The following is a 17,897-nucleotide window of genomic DNA, read 5'->3' as shown; positions in this document are numbered from 1 at the left end:
ATGCAGCATACGGTTGCCCCCGTCGGTATTGTCCGCTCCTGCTTCAAGGAAAAATTCGCCATCCCGCGCCAGCCCCGGCTGGCGCCTGCGGCGCGTGGCGTGCTTGAACTGCTGCCGCCGTTCGACCAGGGTGATGCGGTCGAAGGCCTGGAGCAGGTCAGCCATGTCTGGCTGCTGTTCCTGTTCCACCAGGCCCTGGAAGACAAGCCGCGCCTGAAAGTGCGGCCTCCGCGTCTGGGCGGCAACAAGAGCATGGGCGTGTTCGCTACCCGCGCCACCCACCGGCCAAACGGCATCGGCCAGTCGGTGGTGCGCCTGGAAGGTGTGGAGCCTGGGCGCCTGTTGCTGTCCGGGATCGACCTACTGGACGGCACGCCTGTACTGGACATCAAGCCCTATGTGCCGTATGCCGACAGCATTGCAGACGCCAGCAACCAGATGGCCAGCGCAGCGCCCGTCGCGATTGCCGTGCAATGGGGCGACAACGCCCTGCCCCAGGCCCGCGAGCATGCACTGCGGCTGGGCGAGCCGCTGGTGGAACTGATCGAGCAATGCCTGGCGCAAGACCCACGGCCCGCCTACCAGCTGCCACCCCCGGAGCGCGTGTACGGGGTGAAGTTCTGGGATGTCCAGGTGCGCTGGCATTACCCTCAGCCGGAGGTGATCCGGGTGTTGGAGGTAGTGTTGGCCTGAGCTCTAATCAAGCCTGTCACGCGCATGAAAAAGGCGACCCGAAGGTCGCCTTTTGCGTTCTACTGCCCCGCGATCAGCGGGCTGGGCCTTCGGCGACGCCCAGGTCATCGGTCGGACGGGTATCGACCAGCGGCGCACCACCAGAAGCCAGTTCCGAGGCCAGCTTGTCGTTGTCCATTTCATTGACCCACTTGGCCACCACCACAGTGGCAACGGCATTACCCACCAGGTTGGTCAGTGCACGGGCTTCGGACATGAAGCGGTCGATGCCGAGGATCAGTGCCAGGCCGGCTACCGGCAGGTGGCCAACAGCCGACAGGGTGGCGGCCAGCACGATGAAGCCCGAACCGGTCACGCCGGCAGCACCTTTGGAAGCCACCAGCAGCACCAGCAGCAGGGTGATCTGGTGGGTGATGTCCATGGTGGTATCAGTGGCCTGAGCGATGAACACCGCAGCCATGGTCAGGTAGATCGAGGTGCCGTCCAGGTTGAACGAGTAACCGGTCGGGATGACCAGACCAACCACCGACTTCTTCGCGCCCAGGCGCTCCATCTTGGCCAGCATGCGTGGCAGGGCCGACTCCGAGGAGGACGTACCCAGCACGATCAGCAGCTCTTCACGGATGTAGCGGATCAGCTTGAGCACGCTGAAACCGTGGGCGCGGCAGATACCGCCCAGCACCACCAGCACGAACAGCAGGCAGGTGATGTAGAAGCAGGCCATCAGGTAGCCCAGTTGCACCAGCGAACCCACGCCGTACTGGCCGATGGTGAAGGCCATGGCGCCGAAAGCACCGATCGGGGCCAGCTTCATGATCATGTTGATGATGTTGAACATGACGTGGGCGAAGCGGTCGATCATGTCCAGCAACGGCTTGCCGTAGCTGCCCAGGCGGTGCAGGGCGAAGCCGAACAGCACCGAGAACATCAGCACCTGCAGGATATCGCCGTTGGCGAAGGCGCCGACCACCGTGTTGGGGATGACGTTGAGCAGGAAACCGACGGTGGTCTGCTGCGCGCCGGCAGCGGCGTAGGCAGCCACACTGCTGGCGTTCAGGGTGGTGACGTCGATGTGCATGCCAGCGCCTGGCTTGACCACGTTGACGACGACGAGGCCGATGATCAGGGCGATGGTGGAGACGACTTCAAAGTACAGCAACGCGTAGCCGCCGGTCTTGCCGACCGACTTCATGCTCTGCATGCCGGCGATGCCGCTGACCACGGTACAGAAGATGATCGGGGCGATGACCATCTTGATCAGTTTGACGAAGCCGTCACCCAAGGGTTTGAGGGCAACGCCCGTTTCCGGATAGTAGTGGCCGAGCAGGATACCGATGGTGATGGCAACGATCACCTGGACATACAGGGATTTGTACAGCGGCTGACGTGTCGTCATGGCTCATTTTCCTCAAGTGTGCCGGTTCACCCTTCCCAGGGTGATGGGGCACCTGAATCGCTAACCCTCCTGCACCTGGAGGGATTTGTCGTTGTGTTCGAGCTGCCTGGGCAGGCCTCTGACATGATCCATAGCAAGGGTGGTGCCAAAACGCCCATGAAGGGTGCAACGGCCGTATTTGCTAGGGATAAATGCCCAACGACGGGGCGATTTGCCTGAGAAAGCTGGCGGATTTCCGCCCGGTGGCGGGATTTGTACAGGGGTGTTGGCGGGAATCCGCCCTTTGTGGTTTGCCTGTGCCGGCCTCTTCGCGGGTGAACCTGCTCCCACAGGTATTGCGCAGTACCTGAATGCAGCGCGGTCCCTGTGGGAGCGGGCGAGCCCGCGAAAGGGCCGGTACTGGCTAAGAATCACTCCAGGTTGAAGGTAATCCTGAACGCCGCCCCACCCAAAGGCGAATCCCCCAGGCTCAGCACAGCGTCATAGCTGTCGACGATATCCTTGACCACCGCCAGCCCGATGCCCTGCCCCGGGTGCTGGCTGTCCAGCCTTTCGCCACGCTCCAGAATGCGCTCGCGCTGGTCGGCCGGCACCCCAGGCCCATCGTCTTCGATACACAAGATCAACTGCCCGGGCGCCTGCTCCAGGCTCACCCGCACCTGGCCCAGGCTCAGGCGGTAGGCGTTTTCCAGCAGGTTGCCGAGCATTTCCAGCAAGGCGCCCTTCTCCATCGGCACCTGTGCCGCATCAGGCAACTCCAGGGCCACGTTCACCTGCTTGTCCCGGTACACCTTGGCCAACGTGCTGCACAGGCTGTCGAGCAACGGCCGCAGCCTCACGCTGTGGCGCACCAGGCCGCTCTTGCGCAGGCTGGCGCGTTGCAACTGGTAGTCGATCTGCTGGCTCATGCGCTCGATCTGGCTTTGCAGCACCCGTGCCTGCTCGCGCTCACCGCTGCGCTGCTGCAGGCTTTCGCCCACACCTTGCAACACCGCCAGTGGCGTCTTCAGGCTGTGCGCCAGGTCATCCAGCGAATCGCGGTAGCGCGTGCGCTGCTCACGCTCACTGCGCAACAGGCGGTTGAGCGAGCGGGTCAGGCGCAGTAGCTCGCGAGGGTGCTCGCCGCTCAAGCCATCGCGTGCCCCGGACTCCACCTCATCCAGCTCGTGGCTGAGCCGGCGCAACGAGCGCAGCCCCCAGGTCAGGCCTGCCCAAAGCAGCCCCATCAGTGCCAGCAAGGCCGCACCGAAGCCAAGGTAGAGTTTTTCCCGCAGGCCATTGAGGGTGGCCTTGTATTCGCTCACCGGCTGCAGGGCAACAATGCTGTAGGCGGCGCTCTGGCCACCCAACAACTTGATCTCGACGTCGTAGACGAAGAACTCTTCGCCATCGGCCTGATGGATACGGGCAAATTCGTTGCCGCGCCCGTCGTAGCGTGGGCGGTAGTTGATATGCCGGTCAGCGGTGGCCCGCGACTGCCAGACCAGGTTGCCGTCGCGGTCGAAGATGTAGCCGAGCAGGCCGGTATACGGCAGGTTGTAACGCTCGTCCGGCAGCAGCGTCGGCATCTGCAACTGGCCATGCTCGATGCGTGCTGCGGAAATCAGCGTGGTCACATCCGAAGCCAGGCGCTGCTCGATCGATTCCTGCAGGGCCAGGCTGAAGGCCTTCTGCAAAGCAGGCAGCAGCGCCAGCATGAACAGCAGAGCCAGTACTGCGGCGGCCAGCATCAGGCGCACCCGCAGCGAGCGGATCATCGGCAGCGCTCGGTGAACAGATAGCCCAGGCCGCGAACCGTGTCGATAGGTTTGAAGCCGCGCTCGCCTTCAAGCTTGCGGCGCAGGCGGCCGACCAGAACTTCGATGACATTGGGGTCGCGCTCTTCGTCTCCCGGGTACAGCTGCTCCATCAGGCGGTCCTTGGCCACCACCTGCTGATGATGGCGCATGAGGTATTCGAGAATGCGGTATTCGTAGGCGGTCAGCGCCAGCGGCTGTTCGTCGAGGGTGGCCTGCTTGCGGTTGAGGTCGAGTACCAATGGGCCTGCGGCGATGGTCGACTGGGTGAAGCCGCTGGAGCGGCGCAACAGGGCGTTGAGCCGTGCTTCCAGCTCTTCGAACTGGAACGGTTTGACCAGGTAGTCGTCGGCACCGGCGGCCAGGCCCTCGACCTTGTCCTGCCAGTTGCCGCGGGCGGTGAGGATGAGAATGGGGAAGGTCTTGTCCTGGCTGCGCAAGCGCGTGATCAGCTCCAGGCCACTGATACCGGGCAGGCCCAGGTCGATGATGGCCAGGTCGAAGTGGTACTGCCCGGCCTGGTACAGCGCCTCCTCGGCATCGGCGACCGCCTCGACCACATGGCCGCTTTCGCCCAGGCGGGTGTAGAGGTGATGGCGAAGCAGCGCTTCGTCCTCGACCACCAGCAGTTTCATGTGCAGCTCCTTATGTGTATTGCCTGTACCGGCCCTTTCGCGGGCACGCCCGCTCCCACAGGAATCGCACAGTTTCTGAAGCTTGTGCAGTACCTGTGGGAGCGGGCGTGCCCGCGAAGAGGCCGGTACAGGATAGCGCGGCTCGCCCGTCAGAACTTGTAGCTGGCTGCCAGGTAAGTCTGGGCACTGCTGGTCAGACGCAGGGTGCCGTCCTTCGGCCCGCCATGCTCACCCACTTCGGTCGCAGCATTGGTGCGCAGGTAACGGTAGCCCAGCTCCACCGAGGCCCTGTCGGTGATGTCCTGGATCACGCCGGCCTGCAGGCCGTAGGCATAACCGTAGTCGGTATCCCGGCTGGCGCCTGGCGAGTCCTGGGTGAGCTTGGTCATGCCCAGGCTGCCACCGCCGAACAGCTTGGTAGTATCACCCACCGGCAGGAACAGGTCGTAACTGCCCAGCAGGTTTTCCTGGCGCAGCTTGAGGCCGCTGTGGTCACCCGAGACGTTGTCATAGGTCATGTAGTAGCGGCCCTGATCATTGATCTTGCCCACACGTACACCCCAGGTGTCGTCCTTGCCGATGATACCGTCGGCATTGAGGCTGTCGGTATTGCGCTGCAGCAGGCCCGATTTGCGAACCTTGTCGCTGGTCTGGCCGTAGGTCAGGCTGGCGAAGTTGTCGTCGGCGGCCTGGGCGGAGGTGATGCCAGCGGCGCAGACGGCCATGGCGGCAAGCAGGGTATTGAAGGTTTTCATGGCTGGATACTCCAGTTGGGTGCGCTGTTTCGGTCTGGAAGCTAGAGTAAGGAAGGCACCCTGAACCGCGACTGAACCCTGGCTGAACCCCGGCTGAACGAACTGTCTGCAAGACAAGGAGTAGTAAAGATGCGTGCCCTGCTGGCCCTGACCCTGATGTGCAGCGCCGCCCTCGCCCAAGCGGCAGTGGTGACCCGCGAGATCCCCTACCAGGACGCCGACGGCAACCGCCTGGTCGGCTACTACGCCTACGACGACGCGCTGGACGACAAACGTCCAGGTATCGTCGTGGTGCATGAATGGTGGGGCCTGAATGACTATGCCAAGCGCCGTGCAAGAGACCTTGCGGCCCTGGGCTATAAAGCGCTGGCCATCGACATGTACGGCGATGGCAAGCACACCGAGCATCCGCAGGATGCCCAGGCATTCATGGCCGAAGCGATGAAAGACCCGGCCGCGGCGGCAGCGCGCTTTGACGCGGGCCTGGATTTGCTGAAAAAACAGCCGAACGTCAACAAGCATGAGCTGGGCGCTGTGGGCTACTGCTTTGGCGGCAAGGTGGTGCTGGACGCCGCACGCCGGGGAGTGAAACTGGACGGTGTGGTGAGCTTCCATGGCGCGCTGGCCACTCAGACGCCGGCCAAGCCTGGTGTGGTGCGTGCGGACATCCTGGTTGAACATGGCGCGGCGGACAGCATGGTCACCCAGCAGCAAGTGGACGCGTTCAAGGCGGAAATGGATGCGGCCAAGGTCAACTACCAGTTCGTCAGCATTGAAGGGGCCAAGCACGGGTTTACCAACCCCGATGCTGACCGCCTGAGCCATGGCGACCATGGTGGACCGGACATTGGCTATAACAAGGCGGCAGACGAGAGCTCTTGGGCGGATATGCAGGCGTTCTTCAAGAAGGTGTTCAAATAAGGATTGCCAGGGGCCGCCTTGCGGCCCCGGCAATCCCACCTCCCACACCGCCGCTGCGGCTGGCACAATAGCCCCATGAACACTCTCCCCGCCTGCTGCGCCCCACTCCAGCACCACTGGCCCTTACCCCGCCCGCTGCCCGGCGCGGTGCTGGTCAGCTGTACCTTCGACCCTGCCCGCCTGGCACCCGACGATTTCCAGCGCGCCGGCGTGGTGCCCAGCGCCAGCCTGCAGCGCTCGGTGGCCAAGCGCCAGGCCGAGTACCTGGCCGGTCGAGTATGCGCCCGCGACGCGCTGCAGCGCCTGGACAGCCGTGACTACGTGCCGGGTACCCATGAGGACCGTTCACCGGTCTGGCCGGCGGGCATCCACGGCTCGATCACCCACGGCAAAGGCTGGGCCGCCGCCGTGGTCGCCGCCGAAGGCAGTTGCCAAGGCCTTGGGCTGGACCAGGAAGCCCTGCTGGATGACGAACGCGCCGAGCGGCTGATGGCCGAAATCCTCACCCCGCCCGAGCTCGAACGCCTGGACCGCCGCCAGCTCGGCCTGACGGTCACCCTGACCTTCTCGCTGAAGGAAAGCCTGTTCAAGACCCTCTACCCGCTGACCCGCCAGCGCTTCTATTTCGAACACGCCGAAGTGCTCGACTGGTCCACCGAAGGCCTGGCGCACCTGCGCCTGCTCACCGACCTGTCGCCGCAGTGGCGCCACGGCGCCGAGTTGCAAGGCCAGTTCTGCCTGCAGGACGGCCACCTGCTCAGCCTGGTCAGCGTCTGACCTTTACAGTGGCGCCTGCTGCCGTGGCCAATTCAGGCTGAAGCAGGCACCACCCAGCGCTTCGCTGCGCCCCACCGTCGCCCGGCCCGTGTGCCAGTAAATGATTCGCCGCACGATAGACAGGCCCAGGCCATGCCCACCTGACGCACGGGTGCGGCTGTCATCCAGGCGAGTGAACGGGGTGAAGATGCGGTCCCAGAAACCCTCCGGGATCCCCGGGCCGTCATCCTCCACATCGATGCGGCACCGCTGCTGGCCCAACTGGTAGCTCACACGCACCTCGGCGCCGGCGTGGCGCATGGCGTTGCTGACCAGGTTCTGCAGCGCCCGGTGCAGGTAACGCGGCTCGGCTTCGACCCAGGCCCCTTCGGCATCCGCGCCCTGGCAGTCGCCGCGCACCACCCGCACCTCGGCACGCAACGGTGCCAACTCTTCGATCACCCGCGCGAGCAAGGCATCCAGGTCGACCCGCTGGAACTTCAAGGCCGGCGCACCTTGCTCCAGGCGAGCGTAGGTCAGCATTTCGTCGACCAGCTTATCCAGGTCCTGGATATCCCCGTCCATGCCCGCCAGGTGCTTGGCCCGCGCCTGTTCGGTGGTAGCACTTTCGATCATCTCCAGGCCAAAGCGCAGGCGCGCCACCGGCGTGCGCAACTCATGGGACACCGCCCGCACCAGCTCGCGCTGCATGGTCAGCGAGCGTTGCAGGTGCTCGGCCATGCCATTGAAGGCAGCGGCCAGGCGCCCCACCGAGTCGGCGTCACCAGCGGGCACGCGGGTGTCCAGGCTGCCCTGAGCGATGCGTGTGGCTGCCATCTCCAGGCCCGACACGCGGCGCTCCAGTTGGCGCACCAGCAGGTAGACCACCAGGCCGATCAGGCACAGGCCGAGGAAGGTAATCAGGATCAGCAACTGTGGCGGGTACGGGTTGAGCTGGTGCAACGGGCCGATTTCCAGCACCCAGGGCGAGCCTGCCAGCCCGGCAAACACACGGATCGAGTCGCCGTCCCTGCCGAGCGCCATGACCGTGTCACCCTCCTCGACCCGGCGCCGCTGGTCATCGTCCAGGCTCACCCGCTCGATGCGTTGCAGGGCGACGCCAAAGCCGAAGCCCTTTTCCTGCTTGATCTGCGCCAGCCGCTGTTGCTGCTCGGTGATCGGGTAGCGCACCAGTTCATCGGCCAACAGATACAGCGTGGCCCGCGCCAGCTGCTCACTGATCTGTTTGATCTGCGCCACCAGCATCAGGTCTTCCTGGCCGACCTTGCGCAGTACTTGCGCCGCATGCGGGCCGGTCTTCTCCACCACTACCAAGCCGCGATACAGGCGTGCCCGCTGGCCGCCGTCAAGGCTGCGCGCCGTCATTGGCTGCAGCGTCAGCGGCACACCCAGCAGTCGCTCCCACATCAGCAGCGAGCGCTTGCGCTCAGTTGTATTCTGCTGTGCCAGGTTGTCAGCCATCAGGCTGAAGGTGCCCTGGGCCAGGCCCTCGCGGTGCTGGGCGGCGCGTACTTCGTTGACCAGGTGCAGGCTGAGTACGCCGAGCAGGGCCACCAGTACCAGCACAGCCAGCATGCCGCCGTAGATGCGTAGAAAAATCGAGTTGTTCATGGTGCTTCGCCGACAAACAGGTAGCCCTTGCTGCGCAGGGTCTTGATCAGCCGAGGCTGAAGCGGGTCATCGCCGATCTTGGGGCGGATTTTCGAGATGCGTATGTCGATGGAGCGGTCTTGGCCGTCGTAGCCGACGCCACGCAGTGCAGTAAAGATCTGTTCGCGGGTCAGTACCCGGCCGGCGTTGCTGGCCAGCAGCCAGAGCAGGTCGAACTCGGCGCCGGTCAGCTCGATCAGCTGTTCACCCAGGCGCGCCTCACGCAAGCGGTTGTCGATGCGCAGCGCGCCGAAGGCCAGGTCCTGGCGCTTGTTGTCAACGCCGTCGCTGCGGCGCAGCAGGGCCTGGATGCGCGCCAACAGCAAGCGTGGGCGCACCGGTTTGCAGACGTAGTCGTCGGCCCCAAGGTCCAGGCCCTGGACCTGGTCAAGTTCGTCGCTGCGTGCGGTAAGCATGAGAATCGGCCCGGGGTACTGGTTGCGTACCCGGCGGCAAATGCTCAGGCCGTCTTCGCCGGGCAGCATGAGGTCGAGGATGACCAGATCGGGCTGGCTGTCGACGATGCGGCGCGCGGCGCGGGCACCATCGCCCTCCACCGCGACCTCGAAGCCGTTGGCCTGCAGGTACTCGGCGGTGAGCTCGGCCAGGCGCTGGTCGTCTTCGACGATGAGGATGCGGGGTGCGGGGTGGTCCATGGCTCTGGCCTTTACTTGTTATTTTTCTGGTGGCTGTACCGGCCTCTTCGCGGGCACGCCCGCTCCCACAGGGACCGCACCGTTTCCAAAGCCTGTGCAGTACCTGTGGGAGCGGTCGTGCCCGCGAAGAGGCCGGTACAGGCAACTACCCTTTTAACCTGAAAGCAACATTACAGCCGGATACTAAGCCCCGCCCCCGGCACTGCCAACCCACTCGTAGCGCCCTGGACTGAACCGTTTTTTGTGATAGGGTCCGCCCCCGAAAAAAACTGCCCAAGGCCGGCAAGGCGCAGAAAAATACTGCAAACCACTTGGCACAAGGCCTACAGCGAATACTCACCTTTCACCCACAATCTACCCACATGTTATCCACAGGCGCTCGCCTTGCAAAGACGCCAAGACCGCATTATCTTGTATGCCGAACGCGGCAAACCACTATATGTTGGGTTTAGCCCCAAATCGCAAACACAAGTCAGCGCGGAAATTCAAGCGCTTTTTCTGGCTGAACTTGGCGCGATTTCAACAGCCAAACCGCTCCAGCGGCAAACTGAACAGCAGTTTTTGGGCACGTCCCAAAACCTTTGACTTCGGCCAGGGAGCGGCAAGCTATTGCCCCTTATTCCTGAGTCTGTCCCGAAGTCGGTACGCCCGAGTTGGCGGATGCGTGTGCATTACGCGTCCCCGCGAGGGTCATCGAGCAAGTGGACGGAACGGTGGGCGCCCAAAAGGCGCCTGAACAATATAGAAACTGTGGAGACACCCACCCATGCAAACCGACACAACTCGCGAGAACCCGCAGGCCCAGGTGCCGCAGACCAACGATTCCAATCAGGATCTGGCTGCCACCGCCCCCGGCCAACTGCGCGTGATCAAGCGTAACGGCACTGTTGTCGCCTACACCGACGACAAGATTACCGTGGCCATCACCAAGGCGTTTCTCGCAGTTGAAGGCGGCACCGCCGCCGCTTCGTCGCGCATCCACGACACCGTAGCGCGTCTGACCGAGCAGGTCACCGCCACGTTCAAGCGTCGCATGCCATCGGGTGGCACCATCCACATCGAAGAAATCCAGGACCAGGTAGAGCTGGCCCTGATGCGCGCTGGCGAGCAGAAAGTTGCCCGCGACTACGTGATCTACCGCGACCAGCGCGCGAAAGAGCGTGCCACCCGCGCCCACACCGACGCCGTGGTCGAGCCGCACCCAAGCATTCGCATCACCCTGGCCAACGGCAGCCTGGCGCCGCTCGACATGGCCCGCATGAACACCATCATCAGCGAAGCCTGCGAAGGCCTGGCCGAAGTGGATGGCGAGCTGATCCAGCGCGAAACCCTGAAGAACCTGTACGACGGCGTGGCCATCAAGGACGTCAACACCGCCCTGGTGATGACCGCCCGTACCCTGGTAGAGCGCGAGCCGAACTACTCGTTCGTGACCGCCCGCCTGCTGCTGGACACCCTGCGTGCCGAAGGCCTGGGCTTCCTTGAGGTTGCCGAAAGCGCCACTCACCACGAGATGGCCGACCTGTACGCCAAGGCCCTGCCGGCCTATGTGGCCAAAGGTATCGAGTTCGAACTGCTGAACCCTGCCCTGGCCGACTTCGACCTGGAGCGCATGGGCAAGGCGATCAACCACGAGCGCGACCAGCAGTTCACCTACCTGGGCCTGCAGACCCTGTACGACCGCTACTTCATCCACAAGGATGGCGTGCGCTTCGAGCTGCCGCAGGTGTTCTTCATGCGTGTGGCCATGGGCCTGGCGCTGGAAGAGAAAGACAAGGAAGCCCGCGCGATCGAGTTCTACAACCTGTTGTCGTCCTTCGACTACATGGCCTCGACCCCGACCCTGTTCAACGCCGGCACCCTGCGCCCGCAGCTGTCCAGCTGCTACCTGACCACTGTGCCGGACGACCTGTCGGGCATCTACCACGCGATCCACGACAACGCCATGCTGTCGAAATTCGCCGGTGGCCTGGGCAACGACTGGACGCCTGTGCGTGCACTGGGTTCCTACATCAAGGGCACCAACGGCAAGTCCCAGGGCGTTGTACCGTTCCTGAAAGTGGTCAACGACACCGCCGTTGCCGTGAACCAGGGTGGCAAGCGCAAAGGCGCCGTGTGTGCTTACCTGGAAACCTGGCACCTGGACATCGAAGAGTTCATCGAGCTGCGCAAGAACACCGGTGATGACCGCCGTCGTACCCACGACATGAACACTGCCAACTGGATCCCTGACCTGTTCATGAAGCGTGTCTTCGATGACGGCAAGTGGACCCTGTTCTCGCCTTCGGAAGTGCCAGACCTGCACGACCTGACCGGCAAGGCCTTCGAAGAGCGTTACGAGTACTACGAAGCCCTGACCGAGTACAACAAGATCAAGGTGTTCAAGACCATCCAGGCCAAAGACCTGTGGCGCAAGATGCTGTCGATGCTGTTCGAGACCGGCCACCCGTGGCTGACCTTCAAGGACCCGTGCAACCTGCGTTCGCCGCAGCAGCACGTGGGCGTGGTCCACAGCTCGAACCTGTGCACCGAGATCACCCTGAACACCAACAAGGACGAGATCGCGGTCTGCAACCTGGGCTCGATCAACCTGCCGAACCACATCGTCGATGGCAAGCTGGACACCGCCAAGCTGCAACGCACCGTGAACACCGCCGTGCGCATGCTCGACAACGTGATCGACATCAACTACTACTCGGTGCCGCAAGCGCGCAACTCGAACATGAAGCACCGCCCGGTTGGCCTGGGCATCATGGGCTTCCAGGATGCACTGTACCTGCAGCACATCGCCTACGGCTCCGACGCTGCCGTCGAGTTCGCCGACAAGTCGATGGAAGCGGTCAGCTACTTCGCCATCCAGGCATCGTGCGACCTGGCCGATGAGCGTGGCGCCTACGAGACCTTCCAGGGTTCGCTGTGGTCCAAAGGCATCCTGCCGCTGGATTCGCAACAGATCCTGATCGAAGCCCGTGGCCAGAAGTACATCGACGTCGACCTGAACGAGACCCTGGACTGGGCACCGGTGCGTGCCCGCGTACAGAAAGGTATTCGTAACTCGAACATCATGGCCATCGCGCCAACCGCGACCATCGCCAACATCACCGGCGTGTCGCAGTCGATCGAGCCGACCTACCAGAACCTGTACGTGAAATCGAACCTGTCGGGCGAATTCACCGTGATCAACCCGTACCTGGTCCGCGACCTGAAGGCCCGCGGCCTGTGGGACTCGGTCATGATCAACGACCTGAAGTACTACGACGGTTCCGTGCAGCAGATCGAGCGTATCCCGCAAGAGCTGAAAGACCTGTACGCCACCGCGTTCGAAGTCGACACCAAGTGGATCGTCGATGCTGCCTCGCGTCGCCAGAAGTGGATCGACCAGGCTCAGTCGCTGAACCTGTACATCGCCGGCGCCTCGGGCAAGAAGCTGGACGTGACCTACCGCATGGCCTGGTACCGTGGTCTGAAAACCACCTACTACCTCCGTGCCCTGGCTGCGACCAGCACCGAGAAGTCGACCATCAATACCGGCAAGCTCAACGCCGTTTCCAGCGGTGGCGACAGCGCCCCGGTCCAGGCAGCCGGCCCAGCGCCAGTGCCGAAGGCCTGCGCGATCGACGAGCCGGATTGCGAAGCCTGCCAATAAGGTTTCAGCACCGCTGAAGTGAACATGCCGCCTCAACCGCCTTCGGGTGATTGGGGCGGTATTTTTTTGCCCGCAAAACGCCGGGTTACCCGTGCAACTGTGCGGGTTTATCGGGGCGTCGAACCGCCGCGAAAGGGCCCGTGCAGGCAACACAAGCCCTAGGCCATGACCAAGATCAAAACACTATATACAGTGGGGAAAAAAAATAATCACACAAGATATAGGATCAACTCTCATTTAGAGCTAGACTCACACCCCGTAGCAAACGGTGAACAAGAGCACGTGATGCAGGTCGAAAAATTACGCCGCCCGTGCCCTTTGCCACCCCGATTCAAAGTGAATTCCGGTATACTTTGCCCCCCGAAAAATGGGTTGAGTAATGAGTGACTGCGTGAAGCAGGCCCTACCGGGCCAAACCGCAGGTTTCATCGTTGCCATACAGCTTTCAGGCACCCAGCCCGCTCACTCGAGCAACGGCCAGGCGCTGATCCAGAAACTTTCAAACGTGACGAGAGCCCGCTCTCACCGCCTGCCGTAACGCCTGATTGGCCTTACGCAGTACAGGCATCACTTCAAAATCCAACCGGTTGCCACACGCAACCCTCAAGCAGGAGCCAAACCATGCTGAGCTGGGACGAATTCGACAAAGAAGACGGCGAAGTAGCCGCCAAAGGCCACACCCCTGCGCAGGCCGCTGCCGCCGCCACCCTCGACAAGCTCGACAGCGCCGGTGGTGCCGCCGCCCTGGAAGCCCGTGCTGCCACCGCTTCTGACTCCGAAGCCGTCAAGCGTGCCAAAGCCTCGCTGAACGACCTCGACATCGCCGAAGGCCTGGCCGAGCTGGAAGGTTCTTCTGCCCGCGTCGCGGTAGACGAAAAGCGCATGATCAACTGCCGCGCCGACCTGAACCAGCTGGTACCGTTCAAGTACGACTGGGCCTGGCAGAAGTACCTGGACGGCTGCGCCAACCACTGGATGCCGCAAGAGGTCAACATGACCGCCGACATCGCCCTGTGGAAGAGCCAGGACGGCCTGACCGAAGACGAGCGCCGCATCGTCATGCGCAACCTCGGCTTCTTCTCCACCGCCGACTCGCTGGTTGCCAACAACCTGGCCCTGGCCGTGTACCGCCTGATCACCAACCCGGAGTGCCGCCAGTACATCCTGCGCCAGGCCTTCGAAGAGGCGATCCACACCCACGCCTACCAGTACTGCATCGAATCGCTGGGCATGGATGAAGGCGAGATCTTCAACATGTACCACGAGATCCCGTCGGTCGCTAAAAAAGCCGCCTGGGGCCTGAAGTACACCCGCGCCATCTCCGACCCGGAATTCAACACCGGCACCGTCGAAACCGACAAAGAGCTGCTGCGCAACCTGATCGCCTACTACTGCGTACTGGAAGGCATCTTCTTCTACTGCGGCTTCACCCAGATCCTGTCGATGGGCCGCCGCAACAAGATGACCGGCGTGGCCGAGCAGTTCCAGTACATCCTGCGTGACGAGTCGATGCACCTGAACTTCGGTATCGACGTGATCAACCAGATCAAGATCGAGAACCCGCACCTGTGGGACGCATCGATGAAGGAAGAAGCGACCCAGATGATCCTGCAAGGGACCCAGCTGGAGATCGAATACGCCCGTGACACCATGCCACGCGGCGTGCTGGGCATGAACGCCGCGATGATGGAGGACTACCTCAAGTTCATTGCCAACCGTCGTTTGACCCAGATCGGTTTGAAGGAAGAGTACCCGGGGACTACCAACCCGTTCCCTTGGATGAGCGAGATCATGGACTTGAAGAAAGAGAAGAACTTCTTTGAGACGCGGGTGATCGAGTATCAGACTGGTGGTGCGCTGAGCTGGGACTGATTGTCCGGGCTTAACATCGAGAAGGCTGCCGAATGGCAGCCTTTTTTATTGGCTGGGAAGTGGCAGAACATGTTGCTGTATTGTGGATGCGCGGGGTTTAGCGGGCAGTTTTGACTGTGCTGGCCACATCGCGGGTGAACCCACAAAGTTCGAGCTAAGCAGGAAACTTGATGCTGGGCCAGGGAGCGCTCGATCTCATCCGGTCAGTCGCTGCGCAAATGGAGGGGCCCCGCCCACGCCGACAAGGGGGGTACGGCACCAACGAGGATGCCGGGACTGGACATGCCAGTCTACGTGGTCGAGGGCGAGGCCTGATTTGAAGGTAGCGCAGGGAAGCGGCAGGGTCCACTACCAGCCCGGATTGATTTGTAAACCATGTCTCCGGTTTGCTCGAAAAGCAAACGCTGACGTTGTCATCGTATGTCTTTACAGAGTGCGCGATAGAGCTGCTACGCGTTGATTTTCGGGTGCTTCAGCTGTAATCAATAGGCCATTATGCGTTGACAGCCCACATCCCCCTTGCTAATAATCGCCCACAGTTGTACGACAACACATAACAAAAACAACAATCAGTGGACGAACTCATGTCGACACCCATCTCGCTGCACCCACGTCTTTTGCACACCCCTCTTCCCCCGGCTTGCTGGCGTACACCTTCCAGCACGTAGCGCCCGGTTACCGCGCATTCACCCCAGGCCCTTACTGGCCCGTTAACTACCCGCCCCTGCCGCAGGCCGCTTGTGCGTGCCCGGTGGACGGGCTGCCATACCCTTCGGGAGCACAACAATAATGAAAATCTGCCACACCCTGCCCTTCGCCCTGCTTGGCGCCGGGGTTATCGCCGGCCTGCCGGGTACCAGCCTGGCTGCGGGTTTTGTCGAGGACAGCAAGGCCACGCTCGGGCTGCGCAACTTCTACATCAACCGCAACTTCACTAACCCCAGCAACCCGCAAAGCAAGGCTGAAGAGTGGACGCAAAGCTTCATCCTCGATGCCCGTTCGGGGTTCACCGAGGGGCCGGTCGGCTTCGGCGTAGATGTGCTGGGGCTGTGGTCGGTCAAGCTTGATGGCGGTGGCGGCACCTACGGCACGGCGTTGCTACCGCGCCATGACGATGGCAAGCCGGCAGATGACTATGGGCGCCTGGCGGTGGCGGGCAAGGCGCGTATCTCGAAGACCGAGCTGAAAATCGGCGAGTGGATGCCGGTGCTGCCGATTCTGCGTTCGGACGACGGGCGTTCGCTGCCGCAGACGTTCCGTGGCGGGCAGGTCACCTCCAACGAGATAGCCGGGCTGACTGTGTATGGTGGGCAGTTCCGCGGTAACAGCCCGCGCAACGACGCCAGCATGGAAGACATGAGCTACGGCGGTGGTGTGTCAGACCGTTTCAACTTTGTCGGTGGCGAGTACAAGTTCAACAAAGACCGCACCTTGGTCGGGCTTTGGAATGCGGTGTTGAAGGACGTATATCAGCAGCAGTATCTGCAACTGAGCCACAGCCAGCCAGTGGGTGACTGGACCCTGGGCGCCAACCTGGGCTACTTCCATGGCGATGACGACGGCTCCAGACGCGCTGGCGAACTGGACAACAAAACCTACTCGGGGATGTTTTCGGCCAAGTACGGGGGCAGCACATTCTGGGTCGGGCTACAGAAAGTTGATGGCGATACCTGGATGCGTGTTAACGGCACCAGTGGCGGCACTCTGGCGAACGACAGCTACAACTCCAGTTTCGACAACGCCAATGAGCGCTCGTGGCAGGTACGCCATGACTTCAACTTCGTCACCGTCGGGGTGCCGGGGCTGACCCTGATGAACCGCTATATCAGCGGGCGCGACGTGCACAGCGGGGTGGTGACTGATGGCAAGGAGTGGGTGCGTGAGACGGAGCTTGCCTATGTGATCCAGAGCGGGGCGTTCAAGGATTTGAGTGTGAAGTGGCGTAATTCGTCGATTCGGCGGGATTACAGCAATAACGAGTTTGATGAGAACCGGTTGATTTTCAACTATCCGCTCTCGTTGTTCTGATCAAGACCTGCGGCTGGATGGCACGGGCTTCGCCCGTGTTCGCGGCGGTTCGACGCCTCGATGAACCCGCTCCCACAGGTGCGACGCTACCCGCGAGGTTGTTGCTGTCCCTGTGGGAGCGGGTTTACCCGCGAAGAGGCCGGCAAAAGCCACACAAGCCTCATTGACAACCACCAGACGCACCGCCAATAATCACCGCAGTCATACGACAACCTACAACAATTAACAACAAGAGCCGGCCATGACCACTACCCCCCTCAATCGCCTGCTGCTCACCGGAGCCGCAGGCGGCCTGGGCAAGGTCCTTCGCGAACGCCTGCAAGGCTACGCCGAGGTCCTGCGCCTTTCCGACATCAGCCCCATGGCACCTGCTGCAGGCCCGCATGAAGAGGTCATCACCTGCGACCTGGCCGACAAAGCTGCGGTACATGCCCTGGTCGAAGGCGTCGATGCCATCATCCACTTCGGCGGCGTGTCCACCGAGCACTCATTCGAAGACATCCTCGGCCCCAACATCTGCGGCGTGTTCCATGTCTACGAGGCGGCGCGCAAGCATGGGGTGAAGCGCATCATCTTCGCCAGCTCCAACCACACCATCGGCTTCTACCGCCAGGACGAGCGCATCGACGCCCACTCCCCGCGCCGCCCCGACAGCTACTACGGGCTGTCCAAGTGCTATGGCGAGGATGTCGCCAGCTTCTACTTCGACCGCTATGGCATCGAGACCGTCAGCATCCGTATTGGCTCGTCGTTCGCCCAACCGCAAAACCCGCGCATGCTCTGTACCTGGCTGAGCTATGAAGACCTGGTACAGCTGATTGAGCGCGGGCTGTTCACGCCCGACGTTGGCCACACCATTGTCTACGGCGCCTCCGACAACCGCACCGTATGGTGGGACAACCGCCATGCCGAGCACCTTGGCTATGCACCCAAGGACAGCTCGGAGCCCTTCCGCGAAGCCGTGGAAGCCCAGCCGGCGCCCGCCGCCGATGACCCAAGCATGGTCTACCAGGGCGGCGCCTTCGCCGTGGCCGGGCCGTTCAACTGACTCACGCACGCCAGGAGGCACGCC

At 62.5% G+C, this 17,897-nt stretch carries 14 protein-coding genes; 8 read left to right on the top strand and 6 right to left on the bottom strand.

The window, feature by feature from the left end:
- The gene (tsaA, locus tag P0Y58_08485; protein WEK32220.1) at positions 1 to 693 is read left to right on the top strand and encodes a tRNA (N6-threonylcarbamoyladenosine(37)-N6)-methyltransferase TrmO; all 693 of its coding nucleotides are present in this window, start codon (positions 1 to 3) and stop codon (positions 691 to 693) included.
- A gap of 73 nt (positions 694 to 766) precedes the next feature.
- Here tsaA and P0Y58_08480 read toward each other — a convergent pair whose 3' ends face one another.
- From P0Y58_08480 to P0Y58_08465, 4 genes are all read right to left on the bottom strand, one after another.
- A complete protein-coding gene (locus P0Y58_08480) occupies positions 767 to 2,089 on the bottom strand; it encodes a dicarboxylate/amino acid:cation symporter (protein WEK32219.1) in 1,323 nt (440 codons plus the stop codon).
- A 410-nt stretch (positions 2,090 to 2,499) separates the two neighbouring features.
- Positions 2,500 to 3,846: an ATP-binding protein gene (locus tag P0Y58_08475; GenBank protein WEK32218.1), complete on the bottom strand. Its 1,347-nt coding sequence runs from the start codon at positions 3,844 to 3,846 to the stop codon at positions 2,500 to 2,502.
- Entirely contained in the window at positions 3,843 to 4,520 is a 678-nt protein-coding gene (locus P0Y58_08470) for a response regulator (protein WEK32217.1), read from the bottom strand. The genes P0Y58_08475 and P0Y58_08470 overlap by 4 nt, the downstream gene beginning before the upstream one ends.
- Positions 4,521 to 4,669: 149 nt before the next feature.
- Positions 4,670 to 5,275: a hypothetical protein gene (locus tag P0Y58_08465; GenBank protein WEK32216.1), complete on the bottom strand. Its 606-nt coding sequence runs from the start codon at positions 5,273 to 5,275 to the stop codon at positions 4,670 to 4,672.
- A gap of 129 nt (positions 5,276 to 5,404) precedes the next feature.
- Here P0Y58_08465 and P0Y58_08460 point away from each other — a divergent pair, with 129 nt between their 5' ends.
- Positions 5,405 to 6,196 (top strand): dienelactone hydrolase family protein, encoded by a 792-nt coding sequence (locus P0Y58_08460; protein WEK32215.1) that lies wholly within the window; start codon positions 5,405 to 5,407, stop codon positions 6,194 to 6,196.
- 75 nt (positions 6,197 to 6,271) lie between these two features.
- Positions 6,272 to 6,973 (top strand): 4'-phosphopantetheinyl transferase superfamily protein, encoded by a 702-nt coding sequence (locus tag P0Y58_08455; GenBank protein WEK32214.1) that lies wholly within the window; start codon positions 6,272 to 6,274, stop codon positions 6,971 to 6,973.
- A 3-nt stretch (positions 6,974 to 6,976) separates the two neighbouring features.
- Here P0Y58_08455 and P0Y58_08450 read toward each other — a convergent pair whose 3' ends face one another.
- Both P0Y58_08450 and P0Y58_08445 read right to left on the bottom strand, forming a co-directional pair.
- Positions 6,977 to 8,584 (bottom strand): ATP-binding protein, encoded by a 1,608-nt coding sequence (locus P0Y58_08450; GenBank protein WEK32213.1) that lies wholly within the window; start codon positions 8,582 to 8,584, stop codon positions 6,977 to 6,979.
- On the bottom strand, positions 8,581 to 9,279 hold the full coding sequence (locus P0Y58_08445) for a response regulator transcription factor (protein WEK32212.1): 699 nt from the start codon (positions 9,277 to 9,279) through the stop codon (positions 8,581 to 8,583). Before P0Y58_08445 ends, P0Y58_08450 begins: the two co-directional genes overlap by 4 nt.
- 384 nt (positions 9,280 to 9,663) lie before the next feature.
- On the opposite strand from P0Y58_08445, the gene P0Y58_08440 reads away from it, so the two are divergent.
- From P0Y58_08440 to P0Y58_08420, 5 genes are all read left to right on the top strand, one after another.
- The gene (locus tag P0Y58_08440; GenBank protein ID WEK32211.1) at positions 9,664 to 9,864 is read left to right on the top strand and encodes a hypothetical protein; all 201 of its coding nucleotides are present in this window, start codon (positions 9,664 to 9,666) and stop codon (positions 9,862 to 9,864) included.
- Between the two features lie 181 nt (positions 9,865 to 10,045).
- Positions 10,046 to 12,925, top strand: coding sequence for a ribonucleoside-diphosphate reductase subunit alpha (locus tag P0Y58_08435; GenBank protein WEK32210.1), 2,880 nt, complete (start codon positions 10,046 to 10,048; stop codon positions 12,923 to 12,925).
- A 621-nt stretch (positions 12,926 to 13,546) separates the two neighbouring features.
- Positions 13,547 to 14,797, top strand: coding sequence for a ribonucleotide-diphosphate reductase subunit beta (locus tag P0Y58_08430; protein WEK32209.1), 1,251 nt, complete (start codon positions 13,547 to 13,549; stop codon positions 14,795 to 14,797).
- A 789-nt stretch (positions 14,798 to 15,586) separates the two neighbouring features.
- On the top strand, positions 15,587 to 16,825 hold the full coding sequence (locus P0Y58_08425) for an OprD family porin (GenBank protein ID WEK32208.1): 1,239 nt from the start codon (positions 15,587 to 15,589) through the stop codon (positions 16,823 to 16,825).
- A 241-nt stretch (positions 16,826 to 17,066) separates the two neighbouring features.
- Positions 17,067 to 17,873 carry an NAD(P)-dependent oxidoreductase gene (locus P0Y58_08420; GenBank protein ID WEK32207.1) on the top strand — a complete coding sequence of 269 codons (807 nt, stop codon included), beginning with the start codon at positions 17,067 to 17,069 and terminating at the stop codon, positions 17,871 to 17,873.
- The last annotated feature ends 24 nt before the right edge of the window (positions 17,874 to 17,897 follow it).

The sequence above is a fragment of the Candidatus Pseudomonas phytovorans genome (assembly GCA_029202525.1).
Taxonomy (GTDB): Bacteria; Pseudomonadota; Gammaproteobacteria; order Pseudomonadales; family Pseudomonadaceae; genus Aquipseudomonas; species Aquipseudomonas phytovorans.
This window is presented reverse-complemented; position numbering and strand designations above follow the sequence as displayed.

Excerpts from the sequence above, each read along its gene's own strand:
- tsaA (WEK32220.1), top strand. The coding sequence starts at position 1 with ATGCAGCATACGGTTGCCCCCGTCGGTATTGTCCGCTCCTGCTTCAAG.
- P0Y58_08480 (WEK32219.1), bottom strand. The coding sequence starts at position 2,089 with ATGACGACACGTCAGCCGCTGTACAAATCCCTGTATGTCCAGGTGATC.
- P0Y58_08475 (WEK32218.1), bottom strand. The coding sequence starts at position 3,846 with ATGATCCGCTCGCTGCGGGTGCGCCTGATGCTGGCCGCCGCAGTACTG.
- P0Y58_08470 (WEK32217.1), bottom strand. The coding sequence starts at position 4,520 with ATGAAACTGCTGGTGGTCGAGGACGAAGCGCTGCTTCGCCATCACCTC.
- P0Y58_08465 (WEK32216.1), bottom strand. The coding sequence starts at position 5,275 with ATGAAAACCTTCAATACCCTGCTTGCCGCCATGGCCGTCTGCGCCGCT.
- P0Y58_08460 (WEK32215.1), top strand. The coding sequence starts at position 5,405 with ATGCGTGCCCTGCTGGCCCTGACCCTGATGTGCAGCGCCGCCCTCGCC.
- P0Y58_08455 (WEK32214.1), top strand. The coding sequence starts at position 6,272 with ATGAACACTCTCCCCGCCTGCTGCGCCCCACTCCAGCACCACTGGCCC.
- P0Y58_08450 (WEK32213.1), bottom strand. The coding sequence starts at position 8,584 with ATGAACAACTCGATTTTTCTACGCATCTACGGCGGCATGCTGGCTGTG.
- P0Y58_08445 (WEK32212.1), bottom strand. The coding sequence starts at position 9,279 with ATGGACCACCCCGCACCCCGCATCCTCATCGTCGAAGACGACCAGCGC.
- P0Y58_08435 (WEK32210.1), top strand. The coding sequence starts at position 10,046 with ATGCAAACCGACACAACTCGCGAGAACCCGCAGGCCCAGGTGCCGCAG.
- P0Y58_08430 (WEK32209.1), top strand. The coding sequence starts at position 13,547 with ATGCTGAGCTGGGACGAATTCGACAAAGAAGACGGCGAAGTAGCCGCC.
- P0Y58_08425 (WEK32208.1), top strand. The coding sequence starts at position 15,587 with ATGAAAATCTGCCACACCCTGCCCTTCGCCCTGCTTGGCGCCGGGGTT.
- P0Y58_08420 (WEK32207.1), top strand. The coding sequence starts at position 17,067 with ATGACCACTACCCCCCTCAATCGCCTGCTGCTCACCGGAGCCGCAGGC.